We start from the raw sequence: 21,100 nt of genomic DNA on the forward strand, positions 1-21,100 counted from the left end.
TTGGAATAATCCCTTATGATTTGGAATTTCTGCATCAGGCGGCCGGTTCTGACCACGGTCATGTTTCTGGCCATATTTATCTTTGGCATATTCGGCTACAACCAGATGCCCGTCCGGGAGTTTCCGGATGTGGATTTCCCCATTGTCAACGTATCCGTTGTCCTGCCGGGTGCGGACCCGGAAGTCATCGAAACCGAGGTGGTCGAACCCTTAGAAGAAGAAATCAATACCATTGAGGGGATCAAGGAGATCACCGCCACCAGCCGGGAGCAAGTCGGCATTGTCACGGTGCAGTTTGAGCTTTACCGGGACATTGATTTCGCCGCCCAGGATGTGCGGGACCGGGTGAGCCGGGCGCGGCCGGATATGGCCGATGACATTCAGGAGCCGATTATCCGAAAGGTCGACCCGGACGCGCAGTCGGTCATGTGGGTGGCCCTGCGGGGGGATACGCGGTGGGATCCGGTGCGGATGACCGAGTACGCCGACACCGTGATCAAGGATCAACTGGAGCGTCTGCCCGGGGTCGGGCAGATTCTTATCGGCGGCGCGCGCATATACGCGGTCCGCGTTAAGCTTAATCCGGATAAGCTGGCCGCCCACCATCTGACCGTGCAGGACGTCATCGGAAAGCTCCAGGCCGAAAATGTAAATATCCCGTCCGGCCGCATCGAAAGCCGGGAACGCGAATTTCTTGTTAAAACCGAGGGCCAGTTTGCCTCGGCAGAGCCGTTTAATGACATTATCATCACGTACCGAAACGGCGCGCCGGTGCGGTTAAGCGATGTCGGCCAGGCCGTTGACAGCGTGGAAAACGACCGCAACGTCGCCCGATACAAACAGGAAAAATCCATCGGACTGGGCGTGATCAAACAGTCTGACGCCAACATGGTCGAGGTGGTGGAGCGGATCAAATCCGAGCTGAATCGGATCGCCGAAGAGTTTCCGCCCGGCCTGACCCATGCCGTTGCCTCGGATGATTCGCTTTATGTGAAAGAAAACGTCAATGATTTGATCACCACCATTTTCATGGCCACACTGCTGGTGGCTTTGGTGATCCTATTCTTCCTGGGCAGTCTGCGGGGAACCATCATATCGGGCCTCGCCATTCCGATCTCGCTCCTTGCGGGTATGGCCATCATTTATTATGCCGGATTTTCACTAAATGTGCTCTCCCTTTTGGCCTTTATCCTGGTCGTCGGTCTGGTGGTGGATGACGCCATTGTGGTGCTGGAGAGCTGCTACCGGCACATGGAATACGGGGCGGAAGCCAAGCCGGCCGCCCGCACCGGGACCACGGAAATCGCGTTTGCCGCCATTGCCAACACCCTGTCCCTGATCGCCGTGTTTGTGCCGGTGGCCTTTATGCCGGGCATGATCGGCCGGTTCTTTTTTGAATTCGGCATCACTGTCACCGTCACCGTAATCGCCTCAACCTTTACAGCACTGACGTTAACCCCTATGCTCTGCTCCCGGTACCTTAAGGCGGTCTCTATCGGCCGGAAGCCCCGGCTGCTCCGGGCCACGGACTGGGCGTTCGGCAAAATCGAAAGGGTGTACCGGGTTCTTTTAAATGCCGCCCTTCGGTTCCGATGGATCACCGTTATCATTGCGATAATGGCTTTTGCCGCCGGCATCTTCTTTCTAAACCGGCTGGAATCCGAGTTTGTGCCGGATATTGACAAAAGCAAATTCGTGATCTCCTATGAAACTGTTGAGGGGTCAACTGTCAGCAATACCGACAAGTACGGCAGCCAGATCGAGGATATCCTTGCCGATATCGAGGAGGTCCGCTCCTATTTCATGGCCATCGGCTTGTCCCGCCAAGGGCCGGGGAAAGCCAATGAAGGCATTTTCTTTGTCCGGCTGAGCCATCATTCCGAACGGGAACGGAGTCAACAGGCCATCATGCAGGCGGTGCGGCAAAGAATTGCCCCAATTGCCGGCGGCCGCGGATATGTCCTCGAATCCGGCGGGCCGGTGGGCGCGGAAGCACCGCTGCAAGTGGTGCTAAAAAACCCGGATATTGATGAACTGGCCCGGCAGCAGGAAACCGTTATGCAATGGATGCGCAACCAGAAAGAATTTGTGGGGGTACGTTCCAATATGAAGCTTGACAAACCCGAAGTGCGGGTTTTCGTGAACCGGGAAAAGGCGGAAGAGATGGGGGTAACTGTGGCGGAGATCTCCAACACCCTGCGCTACATTTTCGGTGAACCGGAAATATCGGAAATCGACAAAATGGGGGAGCGCTACGAAGTCATCCCGGAAATCGAAACCGAGCATAACGTGCCGGATGCCATCTACCGTCTTTATGTGCGGAATCAATCGGGGAACATGGTCTCTCTGGAAAATCTGGTTGAAATCCAGGAAGGGGTCGGGCCGAGTGAAATCCATCACTTCAACCGGGGCCGGGCGCTTACCATCAGCTCCCAGCTGCCGCCCGGCGTCGCTTTGGGGACCGCCCTGGGCAAACTTCAGAACTTCCTGGACAACGAGCTCCCGGCGGATTTCAGCACGGACATTACCGGTCGGTCCCAGGATTTTAAAGAATCCTTTTTCTACCTGTCGGTTGCCCTCATTTTTGCGGTGATCTTTATCTTTCTGATCATGTCCGGACAATTTGAATCGTTTCTTCACCCGCTGACCATCCTGATGACGCTGCCGCTGGCAGGCATCGGTGCTTTCGGGGCGTTGTATGCGCTGGGCATGACCCTGAATATCTTTTCATTTATCGGGGTCATCATGCTTCTGGGGCTGGTCACCAAAAACGGCATTCTGCTGGTGGACTACGCCAATGTGCTGGTTGCCCGGGGCTATTCAGTCATGGAAGCCGCCCGGCAGGCGGGCATGGTGCGGTTCCGGCCGGTATTGATGACGGCGATCTCCACCATCTTGGGGATTATGCCCATTGCCCTGGGCTTTGGGGCCGGGGGGGAAGCCCGGGCGCCCATGGGGGTATGTATTTCCATGGGGATGTTTGCGGCCACCGCCCTTACGCTGCTGGTGATTCCCGCGGTCTATACCCTGTTTGATGCGCTTCAGAGAAAAATTCTGGCCAACCGGGGCATAAGCACTTTGCTTTTCCTGATTCTCATAGCGGCAGGGACTATACTGTATCTGATTTAATGGAGCTGCCATGAAGCTGATGCACATAACCGTTCATTTTGAACACTCGGATTCCGTTGAAGCCATCCTGGACAATCATGAAATCCGTGATTTTGCCAGATATGCCATGCGGGAAGGAAAGGACCGGGACGGCAAACACTACGGCACCCAGGTATTTCCCGGAAATACCACCGTTTATCAGGCCCAGGTACCGGATGAAAAGGTGGACGCGATTTTTGAGGACTTGAAGGCCTTTAAATACGCCAAACCAGCCCATGAGCATCTGGAAGCCATCGTTTTGCCCGTTGAAAAACGGCTGGAATAACTATTCAAGAGCCTGGAAATCGGAAACAGGGGATCAGGTGCCGGAGGGCAGGTGTTTATTGATAATTTCAAAAAGCTCCTGGCGTTTGATGGGCTTGGCCAGATAATTATCCATGCCCGCGGCCAGGCATTCATCCCGGTAGCCGGCCAGCGCATGGGCGGTCAGGGCAATGATGGGGATATGATCAAACCCCTTGCCGCGAATCTCCTTGACCGCTTCAAAACCGTCCATCTCGGGCATCTGGATATCCATTAAAATCAAAAAGAAATCTTTTGGCCGCTCAGAAAATTTCTTTACCGCCTCAAGGCCGTTCTCCGCCATTTCCACCCCATACCCGGCTTTTTCCAGCATGGTCTTAATCAACTTCTGGTTCACCGCATTATCCTCTGCCACAAGAATCCGACGATTGTCCGTCAATGCGGCGGCCGGGGCCTGAGCGCCGGCCTGCGGGCCTTTTTCTGCTGCCTTTCCGGCCGCCTGCTGTGCGCCGGCGCCGGTGCCGATCAGCTCGTTTAGCAGTTGAAAGAGTTTCTCCCGCCGCACCGGCTTGATGATGGATTCATCAAATCCGGCTTCCCGGCAGAGATCCGGGTCCCTTTCGGTGATATAGGAAAGCGCAACCAGGGGCAGCCGGGAGATATTCGGATTTTTCGATGAGCGGATCTCCCGGGCCACGTCATATCCGCTCATGCCCGGCATATGAATATCAATCATCACGCAGTTGAAGGGGTTTCCGGCGATCAAGGCGCGCTCCAGGGTCGGCAGGACCTCCATGCCGCTTCTTAAGTCCGAGACTTTCATGCCGGCCGAGGTCACCGCATGCGCCAGCATATCCAGATTCACCTGGTTGTCGTCTACGATAAGGATCTGTTGATCCACCAGGGAGGCGGTCAGATCCCACCAGGGGGCGGCTTTTTCCGATTTTTCAAACCAGCCGGTAAAATGGAAGGTGCTGCCCACTTCCGGCTCGCTCTCCAGCCAGACCGTGCCTTCCATCAGTTCGGCCAGCTGCCGGGAGATGCTCAACCCCAGGCCGCTGCCCCCGAATTTTCTGGATATGGAGTTGTCCGCCTGCTGAAACGGCTCAAAAATTCGAACCTGCTTGTCTTCCGGGATGCCGACCCCGGTATCTGAAATGCGGGCATGGAGTTTCACCTGATGGTCTTTTTCCGTCTCCACCCACATGGACAAAGCAATCTCGCCGGATTCGGTGAAACGGGGCGCATTTCCCATCAGATTGATCAAAATCTGCTGAAACCGAAAGGGATCGCCGCGCAGATGCGGCGGCATGGATTCATCAATTTTGCAGACCAGCTCGATCGGTTTTTCCCCGATTTTCGGCCGGATCAATTCGCACACATCATAGGCCAGCAGTTCCGGGGAGAAATCAACGGACTCCAGTTCGATCTCGCCGGACTCGATTTTTGAAAAATCCAGCACATTGTTGATCAGGGCAAGAAGCGTCTCCCCGCTGGTCCGGATTATTCCGGCATAGTCGAGCTGATTATCATTTAACGGCGTATCGATCAGCATGTCCGTAAACCCCAGAATCGCATTCATGGGGGTCCGGATCTCGTGGCTGATATTGGCGAGAAACTGGCTTTTGGCCTGGTTGGCCGCTTCCGCCTGCTTGGCCAGTTCTTCGGCCTTTACTTTTTCGGATTTTAAGGCTTCATTGGCCTCGGTAAGCGCCCGGGTCCTTTCCCGGACCATTTCATCCAGACGGTCATGATGCTCTTTTAACTTTTGCGCGGTCTTTTTGTGGCTTTCAATTTCCTGCTGCAGGTTTTTGTTTTTTTCCGTGAGCTCCCGGGTTAACTGCTCATTTCTTTCAAACACCCAGGAGAAACGCCGGAGGAGATTCTTTTCCAACTGTTTGTGATGGCTGGCTTCGGCGGCTTCCGCTTCCAGCTCGTCGATTTTCGCATAAAGCCGCTCAATGGTATGAAACCATGGCTTCCAGGTTTTAGGGACCGCCCGCATGGGCTGGCGCGCCCCGGTGCGGGGACGGGCCAGGAGGAACCAGATAATCTGTTTGGCCGGCGCGATAAACCAGCGATAAAGCACCAGCGCCATCCCAAGGCTAAGGAGAATGACCACGGCCCATAGGACCACCCCCAACTGTGCCGCCCCGGCAAACTGCATCCGCTGGATTACCATCAGGCCGGTAACTGTCAGACAAATACCTGCGATAAAAATCCAGAGGAGCGCTTCATAGAACCGCTGAAAACTGGTCAACCGCCCGGTATTATCCCCTGGCCGGCCGGAATTCGCATTTTTTCGTGGATCGGCCATCCGCATCCCCGCTATTTTATCTCAACCAGCCATGCTTTGATGGACTCGTAAAAAGTCGATTCTGGGAAGGCAAAGAAAAAAGTTCAAGATCGCGGCGCGCAAATCCCGCGGAATGCAGCGTACTTACTCGTACGTGAAATTTTGAGGGATGCAGCGCAACAAAGATATTGGACTTTTTGCGAAGCCGTCATGCTTTCATTGGTTTTTGCCGTTCTTATCCGGCGCATCTGCCAGATCATCAAGTGAGATTTCCTTTGTTTGCAAGCTTTCCGAAGCGCTCCCGGCTTTGCAGTAATGAAACTGCATGGCGGTCGCCCCGATTTCGATAATATCGAACTCGCTTAGCCGCACTTCAGCGGAAACAGCCCGATAATTCACCCGCGCCTTTCTGGGGCCGCCGACAAACCTCAGCACATAATCGTTTTCTTCGGTTTTGGCGATCTCAGCCGCCGTATGCCCCACCATCAACCCCCTGGCCACGATATCGCAATCCGCTGATTTGCCGATCCGGGTCAGCGCACCGGACAGCACATAGGGGTCATGATCCCCGTTTAAAAATGCCAGGCATCCGACCCGGTTTTTTCGGGCATCCGGTTCCGTCATCCCGGGAAGACTCCTGGCCAGGCGGGAGCGGTGGTCCGAAGTATCGATATGCATGGTCGCCTGACTGACTTCGGGCTCTGCGGCCTCGACACCCTCCCCCTGGAGAACCCCAAAAACCAGGGTGTAGGGGTTGATGGCAATCTGATCCCCGTGATTGAGCTGCCGGGAAATCACCAGCTCTTTATTGACGAAGGTGCCGTTTCGGCTCTGATAGTCGGTAATAAAAAACTGCTTGCCCTCGTTTTCAATTTCCGCATGGAAATTCGATACCGCCGGGTTGTCCAGCACAATCGTATTTTTCTGCAGCCGACCGATGGTGACCGGCATATCCGGCTTGATGCGAAAGGCCTTCAGTTTTTTTTGCCCTTCATACAGGGTGAGTACCGGCATAAGCAAATGCCTCCCTAAAAGGCGGGTTAGGCGTTAAGAGGTTCATTTCTTTATTTTTTTCAGATAATGCTTTGGTTATAGGAAAACCCGCCAACCGGGTCAAGCAAATAACCGAAAGAAACATCTTATGAAAAACAGCTTTTCAAACCCTATCTCAGCCTGCGCGCGTCTCTGTGGAAATTCAATTTGACTCTCACCCCCACGGCAAGTAAGCTAATCCTAAATTGAGCGTATAAAACCTGAACCAACACTTAATCGCAGAGCACTCCGGCGAGCGACATGGCTGACATTGAAACTGTTGTAAAATTTTTTCTCAATATATTCCGCCTGCAGACCGAATTTGTGGAAAAGCAAAACGCGACATGCGAACTGCGGCCGGTGGCCGATGACACCCAGGCCGACCAGGTCTATGAATTTTTGGCCGAATGCGGGGGCAAGTTGAAAACCCGACGGATGAGCATCCGTCAGCTGGGCGAATCGGTTGAAAGCAAAAGCATCTGCTTTAAGGTCATCTATGATGACCTGCTGGTGGTAAAAATCCCGCCGCGCCCGTTTCCGGACTTTGATATCTACCTTAAGTTCATCCGGACCGAAAAGGCGATCGCCAGCCAACTGGCCCCGGATGTGGCCTGCCTGTCGCCTTCCATATCCGGCATTCTTAAAAAAATTCCCCAGGTCCAGCAGTCCAGGAAAACGCTTTTAGAGACCGAGGATGATTATGTCCGGCTGCTTCTCCGGGAGCCCGGGCTTCAGAACCACCTGAAAATCGGCAATCGCCTGGCGTTTTTCATGGAGCTCTCCAGATACGCGTTCCTCAACCAGGTGATCCACGGGATTCATGAAATAAAATCTCAAGTTCCCAAGTTTATTTATAAAAACCGCGAAGCCGTATTCAATGTGGATGCCTTTGAAACCATTTACGGCCCGGATCAGGCTGATCTTTTTTTCGAACTCAACCGGCTGTACGGCAAATACATGAAGCATCTGGACCGGGTGGTTGAATATACGGAGGGGCTGCTTTCAATACCGGACTACCTGCGGGAGGAATGGTTCTTTGACCGGCTGGCCGAGCGCACGCCGGATATCCAGTCCGCCGGGTATTCCGCCGGTACGGCCGAAGATATTGAAAATGCCGTTTCCGCTGAGCTCGACAAAAGCGAAAACACACGCCAGAGATACGCCCATCTGGTTGAGGACCATGTAACGCAGAAAATGTTTGAAGCCAGCCGGTCAAAAATGCAGGCCCTCATCATAAATACCCTTGAATTGCTCGGCCGCTTAAAGGAAAAGGCGGTGGCGGTCCGGGATTTAAAGCCGGACAACATATTCGTGGCCCAAAACTTCGACGGCGCAGACCACATTTTAGGCGATCCCTCAACCTATGACCTGGGCCTGATTGACCTGGAGACCGCCGTATCATTTCCGCACCGTCGCGCAAAAGACCTGGACCAGCCTTTGATGGCCGGCACTCCGTCGTTTATGACCCCCTCGCAGGTCTTTTCCAACCCGGTTTTGTATGAAATCTGCGGCAAGCGGATATTCCGGCTCTTTTACATACAGGACTGGTATGCCGCCATCGGCATCACCTTTAACATCGTTACCGGAAAACACCTGTTTTACCGGACCGCCAAGCTGATTCCGGAAATCATCCGGCTTAAGAAAAAAAACCCCAGCCAGCCGGCCGTCACTTTCAAGCGGGTGAGCTGGAATTTCTGGCATACGGCAGAGGCTGAAATGACTGAAAAAATCAAGGCCCACCAGGACCGCTTAAACACGCTCAAGGTCAATTTGCCCGAGCATATCCGAAAAACCCTGGCGGCGGAAGCCATTGAGGAAAGCGCGGTATTATACGAAACCCTTCATCAGCTCATCCGCACCCAGAGTTTTTTTCCAAAAAGCCGCGACGCCCTGATCAATGCCACGGCGGAGGACATCCGCAAAAACCGGCTCAAACGCGAAACCCAGGCAGGCGCCGCAAACCATCAGGGCCAGGTGATCGAATTTTTAAAAACCCTGGAAATCCTTAAAACGCAGATTCCAATCACCCGCGCCATGGCCCGCCTTCCGCAGAAACCCCTGAGCGCTGCGGAGGTGATGCGTATCCTGTTTTATCGAACTTTTTTCGCCATGTATGATCCCGCCTGGTCAGCGCGCGGCATGCCGGCGGGAGTCGCGGATTAGCCGCCTGCCCGGGCACCGGCGGCTATTTAGGCCAAATACTTGTTGAGGTGGTTTTTCAGGGCCGCGTATTCCGCTTCCAGCTCAGCGTAAATACCGCCCGCATCAGCCAGCTCCCCTGACTTTGCCTTCAGCTCGAGTTGATGGGCATGGTCGCGAAGCCGGTTGGCGGCGATATTGGCGGAAGCGCCCTTTAAGGTATGCGCGGCTTTGGCCACCGCTTCGGGCGATTGATCGGAAATGCCGGTTTTAAGTGCTTCCAGCGTCCTGGGCGTATCCTCCAGGAAAATCTCCAGCACCTCCCGGATCAGTTCATCATCCCCGTCAACCCGCTCCATCAGCTCATTAACAGCAAACTGTGCGCTGTCTTCTCCGGATTTTCGGTCTTCTTGCATGGGGCTTAAAATTCCGATAATTTAGGTTAATGTTGGCAAACACCGCCTGTCAAAATTATAGTAATATTAACATCAATTCACGTAAAGCATTAAAGCAAAAAACCAGCAGCGCCTTTTGAACAGGCGCTTAATCCGGCGGGAGGGAGGCAGTTTATGGCAGAATTTGAATTTACGAGAGACGAACTTGAGCAGATTAAATCCCATGGCCTAAGCGTTGAGGAAGTTTACCAGCAGATCGAGATTTTTAAAAAAGGCACCCCCTATCTGCCCCTGGACCGCCCCTGCACAGTGGGCGACGGCATCAAACAGCCGGATGCGGATCTAAAAGCCAAGTGCCTTGAAACATACCGGCAGGCTGCGGTCAAAAAAAACCTGCTTAAATTCGTTCCCGCCTCAGGGGCGGCCACGCGGATGTTTAAAACGCTGATCAAGGCCAATCAGCGCTACGACCGGATTGGGATCTCAGATGTTGAAGCCGGCATTCTGGATGACGCGGCCGAGGCCGAGGAAATCCGAACATTTATCAAGGGGCTTCCCCAATTTGCCTTTTTTGCGGACCTTGCAGCAGTCATGCAACAAGACGGGCTGAACCCGGATGCACTTTTGCAAAAAGGCGAATTTAAGCCTTTTTTGCAGTATCTGTTAACTGAAAAGGGGCTTGACTATGGCGCAAAGCCCAAGGGCCTCTTAAAGTTCCATGCCTACCCGGAAAAATCCCGCACCGCGTTTGAAGAGCATCTGTTCGAGGCCGCGGGGTATGGCAAAACCGCGGCCGGCGATTGTGCGCTTCATTTTACGGTTTCCCCGGAGCATCAAAAGGGGTTTGAGACCCTTCTTGAATCAGTGCGGGAGCAGTTTGAAAAGCGCCTGGAGGCAAGCTTTTCCGTCGATTTTTCCGTCCAGGCCGCGGAAACGGACACCATTGCCGTGGACATGGACAACAAGCCGTTTTGCCGGAAGGACGGCTCGCTTCTCTTCAGGCCGGGGGGCCACGGCGCCCTGATCCAGAACCTGAACCGCCTGGCCGGGGATCTTGTATTCATCAAAAATATCGACAATGTGGTGCATGACCGGTTCAAGGCGGAAACCATCGAATGGAAGCAGATCCTTTGCGGCTATCTCCTGATTATCCAGGAACAGATTTCCGGCTATATACGCGCATTGAGCCAGGGCCCGCCGGAGACCGGAGTAATTGAGGAAATCACGGGGTTTATTGAATCTGAGCTCTCGATTATCCCGCCCAAAAACTTTTACGGGAAGAATGCGGAAGAAAAACGCCGCTATCTGTTAGACCGCCTAAACCGCCCAATCCGGGTCTGCGGCATGGTCCCCAATTCCGGGGAGCCGGGCGGCGGGCCGTTCTGGGTTAAAGACAAAGACGGGCATACCGCCATCCAGATCGTGGAAACCAGCCAGATCGATCCGGATGATGCCGGCCAGCAGAAGATTCAGCAGGGACTCACCCATTTTAATCCCGTGGATCTGGTCTGCAGCACCCGGGATATAAACGGCAACCCCTTTGATTTATCCCGGTATGTGGATACGGATGCCGTATTTATCGCCTATAAATCCGAGGACGGCAGAGACTTAAAAGCCCTTGAGCATCCGGGGCTCTGGAACGGGGCCATGGCCTACTGGAATACGGTCTTTGTGGAAGTGCCCCTGATTACCTTTAACCCGGTCAAGCGGGTGACGGACCTGCTGCGCCGGCCGCATCAGCCGGAGGATTAGAAAGGTGTAGGGTATAGGGCAGGGGGTAAGGGGAGAATTGAGATGAATTGTGATCCAGCATATGATGCGAAGACACCGGGCGGGCACCTGCCTTTTCCGGATTATACCCGCCCGGTGCTCCGGGTGCCTGAAGCCGCCCGAACGAGAATACTTGAAAAACTCACCCGGATTTACGGCGAATCCGCCGGCCAGGCTGCCTATGCGGAAATCGAGCGGCTCATGAAGGTCTATTACGCGCAGCCGGATTATAAAAACTTTTTCATTGCCTTTGCCGATAAAGACGCCATCCCGCCGGATCAGCTTAAAAAAATCGTCCGGCCCCGCACCTCAATCTTGTCCGCCTTCGCCGCGCTTGACGGCCAAAAGGCTGTCTGGACCACCTTCAGCCGGGATCAGATCGATTTAAACTACCGCTTTTGCTGTATACCTTTTTTACCGGCTCAGCGGATAAACTCAGCGGATGGGCGCAGGGGCTTGAGAGCGTCTCCGATACCGCCACATTCTTTAATTTCATGGATTCGCACGACGGCATCGGTCTTCCCGGCGCCCGGGGCATCTTAAATGAAGCTGAAATTGACCTGATGGTAAAAACCGTAAAGGAGCGCGGGGGGTTGATATCCTACAAAGACAACGGCGACGGCACCAGCAGCCCCTATGAGCTGAATATCACCTGCTTCAGCGCCTTAAACGACAATGGCCGGGATGAGCCGGAACGGCTTAAAATCAACCGCTACCTGGCTACCCGGGCCATTCCCCTGATCCTTTCCGGCGTACCGGGCGTTTATCTGCACGGGCTGCTGGGCAGCCCAAATGCGGTGGAAGCGGTGGAAGCAGACGGGATCGCCCGAAGCCAGAGGCTCCCCCTGTACTTTGCGCCTTACACCGTGCTTTGGTTAAAGCCTGACTGACCGGATATAAAGACTAATCTATTTTTTGGCATTGACAAAAGCACCGGCTTTCTTTAATAATCTAAATTTGCGTATTTTTCGCATACACGGATATGGTACCCCAATAACCATCGCGCCCTGTCCCCTGCTTCATGCCAGCTGTTGGGAGAGCTTTAAATGGCCATACTTGTGATCGACGACCGCCGCGAAGCCAGACAGATCATCCAGTCTTTTCTGGCCGCCGGCGGCTACCAGGACGTCATAACCGCGGAATCCGCAGAGCGCGGTTTTGAAATTTTAGGCATTGAATCCCCGGACCCGCCCGCCAATCCGGCCATCGATTTGATATTAATGGATATTGTGCTTGACGGCATGAGCGGTCTGGATGCCTGCCGCATCATCAAAAACCATCCCAGTTTTTCGGATATCCCGGTGGTCATCATGACTGCGCACACCGATCCCGAAAACATCAATGCAGCCTTTGATGCCGGTGCCATTGAATTTCTGTTAAAACCGGTTCAGAAGCTGGAGCTGCTCGCCCGGGTGCGGTCCATCATGCATTTCAAAGATCAGCTCGATAAACTGCTGGAGCGGGAAAAGCAGCTCACAGAGATTACCAGGGAACTGAAAACCGCCAATGTTCAGCTGGAACGGCTGTCCCACTCGGATGGTCTGACCGGGATTCCCAACCGCAGATATTTTGACTACATGTTCAAAAAACTCCTGGCCTCGGCCACCCGCCTGTCCATTCCCATCGCCCTGCTGATGATGGATATTGACTGGTTTAAATCCTATAATGACACCTTTGGGCATCTGGCCGGCGACGATGCATTAAAGACCATCTCCGGGAGCCTTCATGAAACCGTCAAGCGGGAAAGCGACTTTATCGCCAGATACGGCGGGGAAGAATTCGCCATCGTGCTTTTCGGCACAGAACTGGCCGCAGCGGAAAGCCTTGGGGAAAAGATTCGCCAACGGATTGCGGATCTGAATATAGAGCATGAAACATCGGCATGCAACGCGCACATAACGGTGAGCATCGGTGTGGCCGCCTGCATTCCGGAGCCCGATGTCACGCCGGACAAGCTGATCTTGGGGGCAGATCAGGCGCTCTACAGGGCCAAAAGCCAAGGCAGGGACCGCGTGATAAGCTGTGATCCGGCTGATCTGGAGCGGCTGATAGAGCGCAAAACCCCTTCCCGTTTCAACCGGCATTATGTATAAACGTCATTATCCGCCCAGAAAAAGCACAACGACACCAATCACCAGACAATAAGGCGCAAAATAGAAAAGCTGGCCGTGACGGACGATTTTAATCAGGGTCGCCAGCGCCAGATAACCCACCCCGGCCGAGGTGAGAACCCCCAGTCCAATGACCGTTGGCGATAATCCCCCCCATCCGGCGGATCCGGAAACGAGATTTAAGACAAGAGCCCCCAGAATTGCGGGAATGGCCAGAAGAAATGAAAACCGGGCGGCGGCATCCCGGTTAAGCCCCAGCATGAGACATGCGGCAATGGTGGCCCCGGCCCGGGAGATGCCCGGAATTACCGCCAAGCCCTGCGCGGCACCCACCATCAATGCGCCCCAAAAAGTAAATTCAATAATATCCAGCCCTTTCGCGCTCACCAGCCGGGTCCCCACAAGCAGGGCCGCAGTAAAAAAAAGGGCGAAGCCCACAACTTGCAAGGAGGCAAACAATTGATCGGAAATCTGATGGAAGCCAAAGCCAAGGATGGCAGTGGGAATACTGCCCACAAAAATCAGGCCGGCCATTTTTAAATCCGGATCATGCCGCCAACCCGGAAATGGGTTCGTCCCCGGCATAAAAATTTGGGCAGAAAACCGGAACACGGACTTAAAAAGATCGGCGATGTCTTTATAAAAGTAGACCAGTACCGCCAGAAGCGTGCCCACGTGAACGCTGATATCAAAAAAAAGCGCCGGCTCCCGCAGCCCGAACAGGTGCTGAAAAAGCACCAGGTGCCCGGAGCTGCTGACCGGAAAAAATTCGGTCAGCCCCTGGACAACCCCCAAAATTATGGCCTGAATCGGACCCACAGGTTTCTCCGTATCAAATCAGATGATCCGTTTCTTCGGCCATCTGGCAGATCACCTCCAAGACAACCAGATCCGTTGACCCCGGATTTTCCAGCCGGACATCGGCATCCCCATCTATGGTCAGCTTATCGGGCGGCCGGATTTCGCAGGGCTCACTACTTATTGTCAGCCGGCCGGCGCCGGCGCAGATCATCCAGGAAAGGGCCTCATGGGGGTGACCGGAAAAGGCAATCCCTTCTTCCGGGCGCAGCCTTAATTTTCGAATGCAGAGTTCCGGATTTGCATCAACGATTTCCACCTCTCCCCAGGGCATATGCATCAGGGGGTGGCGAACCGCCTCATCGCGGCTTTTCGTTTTCAGCTGATCCACGATGTGCTTGACCGCCTGAGCCTCTTCCATAGAGGCCACCAAGACCGCATCCGGCGTTTCCACCACGATCTGCTGCGAAAGCCCAACACCGGCCACCAGCCGGTGGGTGGAAAAAATAAGGGAGTCTTTCACCTCCGCGGTCAGGACATCGCCGGAGAGCATATTGCCCGAATCATCCTTTTCTCCCACGGACCAAATGGCCGCCCACGAGCCCAGGTCATCCCATCCGGCATCAAAGGGGATCATCACCCCCCGCTCGGTCTTTTCCATGACCGCATAGTCAATGGAATCCGAAGGGCACGCCTCAAATTCCGCGGCATCCAGCATGATGGTCTCCCCGTCTGCCGCCCCTTTTTGAAACGCCGCCTCGCAGGCATTGACCATATCCGGCGCAAACCGTTTCATCTCATCTAACACGGCAGCGGCGCCAAACATGAACATCCCGCTGTTCCAGCAGTAGTCGCCGGAAGCGAGGTACCTGCGGGCGGTTTCCAGATCCGGTTTTTCCACAAACTCGTCAATATCATAGCCCGGGCCATCGCCGGCCGCGGGATTGGCCCCTGCCGTTTTGGCCGGCGCCCCTTTCCGGATATAGCCGTATCCGGTCTCCGGTTTATCCGGAATCACGCCGAATGTAATCAATGACCCGTTTTCCGCATAATCCACCCCGGCGGCAATGGCCTGACGGAATTTGTCCGGATCATTGATCAGGTGATCCGCCGGCAGAATCATAATCAGAGACCGGGGATCAATGGCGATCGCCTTTAATGCGGCAATGGCCACGGCGGGGGCGGTATTTCGGCCCATCGGCTCTAAGAAAACGGCGGACGGTTCGATCCCGATTGCCTTTAACTGCTCAGCCACGATCAGCCGGTGCGTTTCATTGCAGATCACAATCGGGGCGGCCATGTCCTGGACATCATAAACCCGAAGCAGGGTGTTTTGAAACATGGTGCAGTCGTTGGTCAGTTTCAGCATCTGCTTCGGATACAGCTTCCGGGACAGCGGCCACAGCCGCGTGCCCGAGCCGCCCGCCAGTATAACCGGAATGATCATGATCTGGTTCCTTCCTCTCCATCAGGGTTGCAACAGCTTAAAACCGGTTGCCTTGTCATAAATCCTTTGGGCATGCGAGTCAAGCAGCTCATAGAGTATCACCTCCATGACATGCCAGACCCGCACGCCGGAGCGTACGCATCCGGTGACCGTGGCATCGTTTCTGCCGCAGGCCATATGCATATGAAGAACGGGCGCCCCGGTGTCATCCGGAAACAGGGTCCCGGTGCCGGCAATTTCATGCACATTTTCAAGCACCTGATGCATGGGGCGGATCTTTTCCGCCCGGCCGGATTCCGGCCCCACCACCAGCCGGGAGCCCTGATCCGCTCCGCCGACGGCAATCAGGGCGGCACACCGGATGTTTTCCTTTTCGGCCAGCTTTTCAATGGATTCATGAAGAATATCACCGTCCTCCAGGCGGATTACAAAAACGCGGCCATGATTTGCCTGGCTGTATTTCATACTGAGACCGCTCCTCTCCTTTATTTCAAATTAACGCCCGGCCCGCCCATGCTGATAGGATGCGGCATCTGCCGGCAGATTAAGCAGATACTCGTTTTGCCGCGGCAGACACCAGCCCGCCTGAAAGGCGGATGGCAAATGCTGTTGGATTTTCTGGAACAGCTCGGGGGGGCAGGTAAATAAAAGTTCATAATCCTCTCCGCCGGCAAACATGAATGCCTGCGCCGAAACCCCGTATTTAGCGCAGAATTCGGCAAGCCCGGGGTCAACCGGCAGGCCTTCGGGGGCAAAGGAAATACTCAAATCCGCGGCCCTGGCAATATGGGCGGCATCCCCGGCCAGACCGTCGCTTATATCTATAAGGCAGGCGACCCCGTGATCCGCCAGGATCCGGGCCGCATCCACCCGGGCTTTCGGCAGCTTAAAGCGTCTCACCAGATCCGGAAACGCCGGATCGCCTGCGGTCAGGCATTTGAGTCCGGCCCGGGCCAAACCGACGGGGCCGGTGACATAGACGCCCTCGCCCGGACGCGCGTTTTTCCGGAGCGGAAAAATATCCGGCCGCCCGCTGCCCACGGCAAACAGATCAAGGGTCAGCTCCGGTGCGCCGGATATGTTGCCGCCGCACAGACAGGCGCCATGCCGGACAAGCCCCTGACGGATGCCGCCATAGAGCTCAAGCACCGACTTTTCGGCCATGTATGCCGGTAGGCCCAGATTCACGAACAGCCCCCGGGGCGCTGCATAGCAGGCCGCCAGATCGCTGAATGTGATTTCCACGGCTTTTTGGCCGATCTCGGCCATGCTCTGCCACTGGGTGCGGAAATGGACCCGTTCCCGCTGGGTATCCGTGGTGATGACCAGTTCATCGATCCGGTTCAACAATGCCGCATCATCGCCTGCCGGCACCCGGATGATGGATTCATCCGCCGGCAGCCGGTCAAGGCAGGCATCAATCAGGGAAAACTCGTCCGTCCATGCAGACAGTAACTGCCGCGGGTTGGCACCGCTCGCCCGGGCGAAGGCCTCAGCCGCCTCAAGGGGTGCAGCCGCGCGGGTGATCCCGCTTATCACGGCCCCGCCGGCCGCCCCGTGGGCGATGCAGTCTGCCACGTTTTGCCCGTCCACCCCGCCGATGGCCACCACCGGCACCGGCGCTTTTTCCGCCACCGCTTTTAATCCGGAAAGCCCGATCACCGGCTTGGCATCCGCCTTGGTGGCCGTGGCAAACACCGGGCCCGTGCCGATGTAATTGCAGGGAGATAAATCGGTAGCCGCCAGCTCATCAGGCGTTGACACGGAAACCCCAATGATGGCGGACGGCCCCAGAATCTCCCGGGCCAGTTGGGGCGGCACATCTGTCTGCCCCAGATGCACCCCATCGGCGTCCACCGCTTTTGCAAGCAGCACATCATCGTTTATCAGAAAGGGCACCATGTGCCGGCGGCAGAGATCCCGCACCGATTCCACCGACGGAATATCTGCCATGGAAAAATTTTTGTTCCGGTATTGCACACAGGTAGCCCCTGCGGCGACAGCGGCTTCAACCTGGCTTGTCAGGGAAAAACCCGGGGCATGGGCATCCGTAATAAAATAGAAGCGCAAATTGTCCGCCGCCCAAGGGTTCACCGCCCCACCCCCGCGCTGCTTGCATCGGTCTGGCCAATCCCCTCAAACCGGGCCGCCCACTCAAGCAGGCGCTCCGCCTTGCCCGGGCCGTAACCGGCCACAGTTTCCACCACCGCTTCAAATGCCAGGGGCTTTCCGTTTAACCCGGGTTTTTTGGAAAAAAATTTATCCGCATAGCAGATAATTTCCTCCTCAAGGGATAGAGGCAGCATGTCCCTCTCGGGCAGGGGCAGGTTTTCGGCTCTTATCTCTGCTGCGGTCAGACCGACGCCCACATGACGCTCGCATACCAGTGCATGCCGGTAAAGCCCTTTTTCTTCCAGGATCCGGCGGCCGAGATAGCCGTGGCAGATATAGGGGTAAGCCCCCGAACATCCGATGGATGCGGCATTGGTGAGATAAATGCCGATATCATGGAGCAGGGCGGCCTCCCGGATAAACGCCGGATCCAAACTGAGGTGAGAGAGTCGCCCGGCAATCGCAAGCGCCCGGTCCGCCACGGCGCGGGAGTGGATCAAAAGAAGCTCCCGCAGCTTGGTCCCGGGCGGGTAAAAGGCGTTTATCAGATCAATGGGCTGAATGGACATGTGGGCTTCGGCTATACCTGATGTTTTCCGGAAAGAAGCACGGTTTCGATAAACGGGTCAATGTCACCGTCCAATACGCTGTCCACGTTGCCGATTTCCAGATTGATCCGATGGTCCTTGACCATTTGATAGGGGTGCAGCACATAGGAGCGGATCTGGTTGCCCCACGCGATTTCATCCTTGCTGTCATGCATTTCCTGGAGACGCTTGTCCTGCTTTTCCTTCTCCAGCTGATACAGCCTGGAACGTAAAACCTTCATGGCCAGCTCCCGGTTTCGGAGCTGGGATTTTTCCTGCTGGCTCTGGGCCACGATCCCTGTGGGCAGATGCGTAATCCGGACCGCACTGCTGGTCTTGTTGACATGCTGGCCGCCGGCCCCCTGCGCCCGGTAGGTATCAATGCGGAGATCGCCCTCATCAATCTCCACCTCGATTTTATCGTCCAGTTCCGGATAGACGAAAACCGATGCAAAGGAGGTATGCCGCTTGCCGTTGGCGTTAAACGGCGAAATCCGCACCAGGCGATGGATACCGACTTCCACCTTCAAATAGCCAAAGGCATATTTGCCGGCAACAGAAAAGGTGACGCCCTTGATGCCCGCCTCGTCGCCCTCCTGCATGTCAATCATCTCCATCTTATAGCCCTTGCGCTCGATCCAGCGGGCATACATCCGAAACAGTATTTCGGCCCAGTCCTGGGCCTCCGTGCCGCCGGCCCCGGCGTTTATGGCCATGATGGCGTTATTCTCGTCATCCTCGCCGTCAAGCACCAGCTGCAGGGAGAACCGATTGATCTCTTTTTCAAGCTGATCCGCTTTGCGCTCCGCCTCCCCGGCGGCCGCCTCGTCTCCCTCCTCAACGGCCAGCTCAAGCAAAACGTCGCAGTCCTCCACCTCTTTATAAAGGCTGTTCCAGGATTCAATTTTTGACGACAGCCGGGCACGCTCCTTCAGGATCGAGCGGGCGGTATCCGAGTCCTCCCAGAAGCTTGCTTCGGCAATCTGTTTTTCAATCTCTTTAAGCCGCTGCTCTTTGCCCGGCAGGTCAAAGATACTCCTTGAGCTGATCCAGCTGCTTGTAGAGATCCTGTATGGTTTGTTTAAGTTCCACAGTCATATGATGCGCCCTCCTTTGGCAATTAGGTATTAGGTGTTAGGTGTTAGGTGTTAGGTGTTCTCCTGTTACCTATTCCCAATACCCATCTGTGTCTGCTTTTTTTAAAAAATAATCGTAACACAATTATGATACCGCTTGCAATAAGACAGCCAAGGGGCAGCCAATCTTTATGCCGGGTGTAAAAGGTTTCATGGTCCCTGATTAACGGAATGCTCCGGGACAGGACGGCGGTTTCAAACAGGGGGCTTTTCTCTGCCACCCGGCCCACCGGGTCGATATAGCCGCTGATCCCGGTATTGGCCGCCCGAACCAGGGGCCGGCGATTCTCTATGGCCCGGAACACGGCCATGGAAAAATGCTGGTACGGCGCGCTGGTTTTACCGAACCAGGCGTCATTGGTGATATTGACCAGAAAATCCGCCCCGTTTCGCACCATTTCAACCGAGAGCGAGGGAAAGATGCTTTCATAGCAGATCAGCATGCCGATCCTGATGTCATTCCAGCCAATGGTATCGCCCCGGCGGCCGGCATCAAAACTGCCCACCTGGGCCACCAGGGTGTCAATAAACGGCAGCCACTCATTAAATGGCACATATTCGCCGAACGGCACCAGGTGCACCTTGTTATACCGGCCGGAAACGTTTCCGTCCGGTCCGATCAGATAGGCGCTGTTATAATAACGGGGCTGCCGGTGATCAAATTCCACCGAAGGCGCGCCGAGGATAAAATAGCTGTTCGTCTTTTCAATCCCGTTTAAGACCCGCTCGGTCAGCTCCGTATTATAGTCAAAATAAAACGGGGCCGCGGTCTCCGGCCAGATGACGAGCGCCGGGGATGGGTTTTCGGCGGTTTTGGACAGATCGAAATATTTTTGAACGGTTGCCTCCCGGAACCTTTGGTCCCATTTGTGAAGCTGCCCGATATTTCCCTGAATCACCGCCACATCAAGCGTATCCGCAGCCGCCTGGCGCTTATCCATCGCATTTATCCGTATATTGCCGTATCCCAAAACAACTCCCAAAGCCGCCAGCACCGCCAGGGACCCGGCCGCAGCCACCCATGCCCTGACCCGGCATCCCTGCCACGGCTTTTTTGAAACCGCCAGCACCAGGATCAGCAGCGCGGCATTGACAAACAAAATCAGCGCGGATACGCCGTAAACACCCAGAATATCGGCAAACTGGATCAAGCCCGGGTGCTCTGCCTGGGTGTATCCCAAAAGCCCCCAGGGGAAACCGGAAAACAGCAGGGTTCGAAGGTATTCCAGAGAGACCCAGAACACCGGGGCCACAAGCAGCACCATAAAGGGCCGGCGGCCGGTCCAGGCCAGCAAAAGCGCAAAAAAGGCCGGATAGAGGGCGAGATAAAATGCCAGCAGAAACAACAGAAGCATACTGATGCTAAGCGGCAAATACCCGTATATGCGCATGGTGGGAACCAGCCAGTAAACCAGCGTTAAATAATGGACCATACCGGCCAGAAGGCCAAGCATAAAGCCCTTCCGGGGGCCGGTATCGCGAATGGCCAGCAGCAGAAATACGAGTGCCCCCCATGCCGAACAGGCCATGCCGATGACCGGAAAACCGGCGGTGAGCAGCACGCCGGTTAACACCGCCAGCATGATTTTCCCCCAATTATCAGTTACCGATTGAACAAGCGCCATTTTTCCCAAATCCTGTCCCATTGATGCGGTTATCCCCTAACCCTATAGCCTTTCCGCACGGTAAATTTGTTCTGTCTTTTTTTAGGCAGGCACGGTGGCCTGCCCTACGGCGACATGCGTCGTAGAGTCGGCCACCGTGCCGACTATCTGGCCGTTAACAGGACCGTGGTTATGGGCTTTGCGGTTAGAACAAATTAGCCGTGAGCCTTTTCCGGGTGACTGTTGTATTTTCTGAAATTTT

The 21,100-nt window shown here is 55.2% G+C and carries 17 protein-coding genes; 7 read left to right on the forward strand and 10 right to left on the reverse strand.

Annotation, left to right across the window (positions count from 1 at the left end; genetic code table 11):
- Positions 1 to 15 precede the first annotated feature (15 nt).
- Together U5L07_15235 and U5L07_15240 are read left to right on the forward strand one after the other, a co-directional pair.
- Positions 16 to 3,129 (forward strand): efflux RND transporter permease subunit, encoded by a 3,114-nt coding sequence (locus U5L07_15235; protein MDZ7833101.1) that lies wholly within the window; start codon positions 16 to 18, stop codon positions 3,127 to 3,129.
- 10 nt (positions 3,130 to 3,139) lie between these two features.
- Positions 3,140 to 3,433, forward strand: coding sequence for a hypothetical protein (locus U5L07_15240; protein MDZ7833102.1), 294 nt, complete (start codon positions 3,140 to 3,142; stop codon positions 3,431 to 3,433).
- Between the two features lie 33 nt (positions 3,434 to 3,466).
- On the opposite strand, the gene U5L07_15245 is transcribed toward U5L07_15240, so the two are convergent.
- The gene (locus U5L07_15245; GenBank protein ID MDZ7833103.1) at positions 3,467 to 5,728 is read right to left on the reverse strand and encodes a response regulator; all 2,262 of its coding nucleotides are present in this window, start codon (positions 5,726 to 5,728) and stop codon (positions 3,467 to 3,469) included.
- A gap of 195 nt (positions 5,729 to 5,923) precedes the next feature.
- Positions 5,924 to 6,721: an FHA domain-containing protein gene (locus U5L07_15250; GenBank protein ID MDZ7833104.1), complete on the reverse strand. Its 798-nt coding sequence runs from the start codon at positions 6,719 to 6,721 to the stop codon at positions 5,924 to 5,926.
- Positions 6,722 to 7,000: 279 nt separating this feature from the next.
- Between U5L07_15250 and U5L07_15255 the strand changes: the two genes are divergently transcribed.
- A complete protein-coding gene (locus tag U5L07_15255; GenBank protein ID MDZ7833105.1) occupies positions 7,001 to 8,902 on the forward strand; it encodes a hypothetical protein in 1,902 nt (633 codons plus the stop codon).
- Between the two features lie 26 nt (positions 8,903 to 8,928).
- Here U5L07_15255 and U5L07_15260 read toward each other — a convergent pair whose 3' ends face one another.
- Positions 8,929 to 9,294 (reverse strand): Hpt domain-containing protein, encoded by a 366-nt coding sequence (locus U5L07_15260; protein ID MDZ7833106.1) that lies wholly within the window; start codon positions 9,292 to 9,294, stop codon positions 8,929 to 8,931.
- A gap of 153 nt (positions 9,295 to 9,447) precedes the next feature.
- On the opposite strand from U5L07_15260, the gene U5L07_15265 reads away from it, so the two are divergent.
- From U5L07_15265 to U5L07_15280, 4 genes are all read left to right on the forward strand, one after another.
- The gene (locus U5L07_15265) at positions 9,448 to 11,025 is read left to right on the forward strand and encodes a DUF4301 family protein (GenBank protein ID MDZ7833107.1); all 1,578 of its coding nucleotides are present in this window, start codon (positions 9,448 to 9,450) and stop codon (positions 11,023 to 11,025) included.
- A gap of 42 nt (positions 11,026 to 11,067) precedes the next feature.
- Entirely contained in the window at positions 11,068 to 11,586 is a 519-nt protein-coding gene (locus U5L07_15270; protein ID MDZ7833108.1) for a hypothetical protein, read from the forward strand.
- Entirely contained in the window at positions 11,538 to 11,933 is a 396-nt protein-coding gene (locus U5L07_15275) for a hypothetical protein (protein MDZ7833109.1), read from the forward strand. Before U5L07_15270 ends, U5L07_15275 begins: the two co-directional genes overlap by 49 nt.
- A 156-nt stretch (positions 11,934 to 12,089) precedes the next feature.
- Positions 12,090 to 13,136, forward strand: coding sequence for a diguanylate cyclase (locus U5L07_15280; protein MDZ7833110.1), 1,047 nt, complete (start codon positions 12,090 to 12,092; stop codon positions 13,134 to 13,136).
- 6 nt (positions 13,137 to 13,142) lie between these two features.
- On the opposite strand, the gene U5L07_15285 is transcribed toward U5L07_15280, so the two are convergent.
- The 7 genes from U5L07_15285 to lnt all read right to left on the reverse strand — a co-directional run bounded on the left by U5L07_15285 (position 13,143) and on the right by lnt (position 20,880).
- The gene (locus tag U5L07_15285) at positions 13,143 to 13,973 is read right to left on the reverse strand and encodes an undecaprenyl-diphosphate phosphatase (protein MDZ7833111.1); all 831 of its coding nucleotides are present in this window, start codon (positions 13,971 to 13,973) and stop codon (positions 13,143 to 13,145) included.
- 13 nt (positions 13,974 to 13,986) lie between these two features.
- Entirely contained in the window at positions 13,987 to 15,399 is a 1,413-nt protein-coding gene (locus tag U5L07_15290; GenBank protein ID MDZ7833112.1) for a mannose-1-phosphate guanylyltransferase/mannose-6-phosphate isomerase, read from the reverse strand.
- 21 nt (positions 15,400 to 15,420) lie between these two features.
- Positions 15,421 to 15,864, reverse strand: a complete 444-nt coding sequence (locus U5L07_15295; protein ID MDZ7833113.1) for a PPC domain-containing DNA-binding protein — start codon at positions 15,862 to 15,864, stop codon at positions 15,421 to 15,423.
- Positions 15,865 to 15,894: 30 nt separating this feature from the next.
- A complete protein-coding gene (gene thiL, locus U5L07_15300; GenBank protein ID MDZ7833114.1) occupies positions 15,895 to 17,493 on the reverse strand; it encodes a thiamine-phosphate kinase in 1,599 nt (532 codons plus the stop codon).
- Positions 17,490 to 18,080 (reverse strand): HD domain-containing protein, encoded by a 591-nt coding sequence (locus U5L07_15305; protein ID MDZ7833115.1) that lies wholly within the window; start codon positions 18,078 to 18,080, stop codon positions 17,490 to 17,492. The genes thiL and U5L07_15305 overlap by 4 nt, the downstream gene beginning before the upstream one ends.
- Positions 18,081 to 18,091: 11 nt before the next feature.
- Positions 18,092 to 19,196, reverse strand: a protein-coding gene (gene prfB / locus U5L07_15310; GenBank protein ID MDZ7833116.1) for a peptide chain release factor 2 whose coding sequence is annotated in 2 segments (ribosomal slippage) — positions 18,092 to 19,126 and positions 19,128 to 19,196 — 1,104 coding nt in all. Because the reading frame shifts where the segments join, the coding sequence is not laid out codon by codon here.
- A 43-nt stretch (positions 19,197 to 19,239) separates the two neighbouring features.
- Positions 19,240 to 20,880, reverse strand: a complete 1,641-nt coding sequence (gene lnt / locus U5L07_15315; protein MDZ7833117.1) for an apolipoprotein N-acyltransferase — start codon at positions 20,878 to 20,880, stop codon at positions 19,240 to 19,242.
- Positions 20,881 to 21,100 lie beyond the last annotated feature (220 nt).

It is taken from the genome of Desulfobacterales bacterium, from assembly GCA_034520365.1.
GTDB lineage: Bacteria > Desulfobacterota > Desulfobacteria > Desulfobacterales > Desulfosalsimonadaceae > M55B175.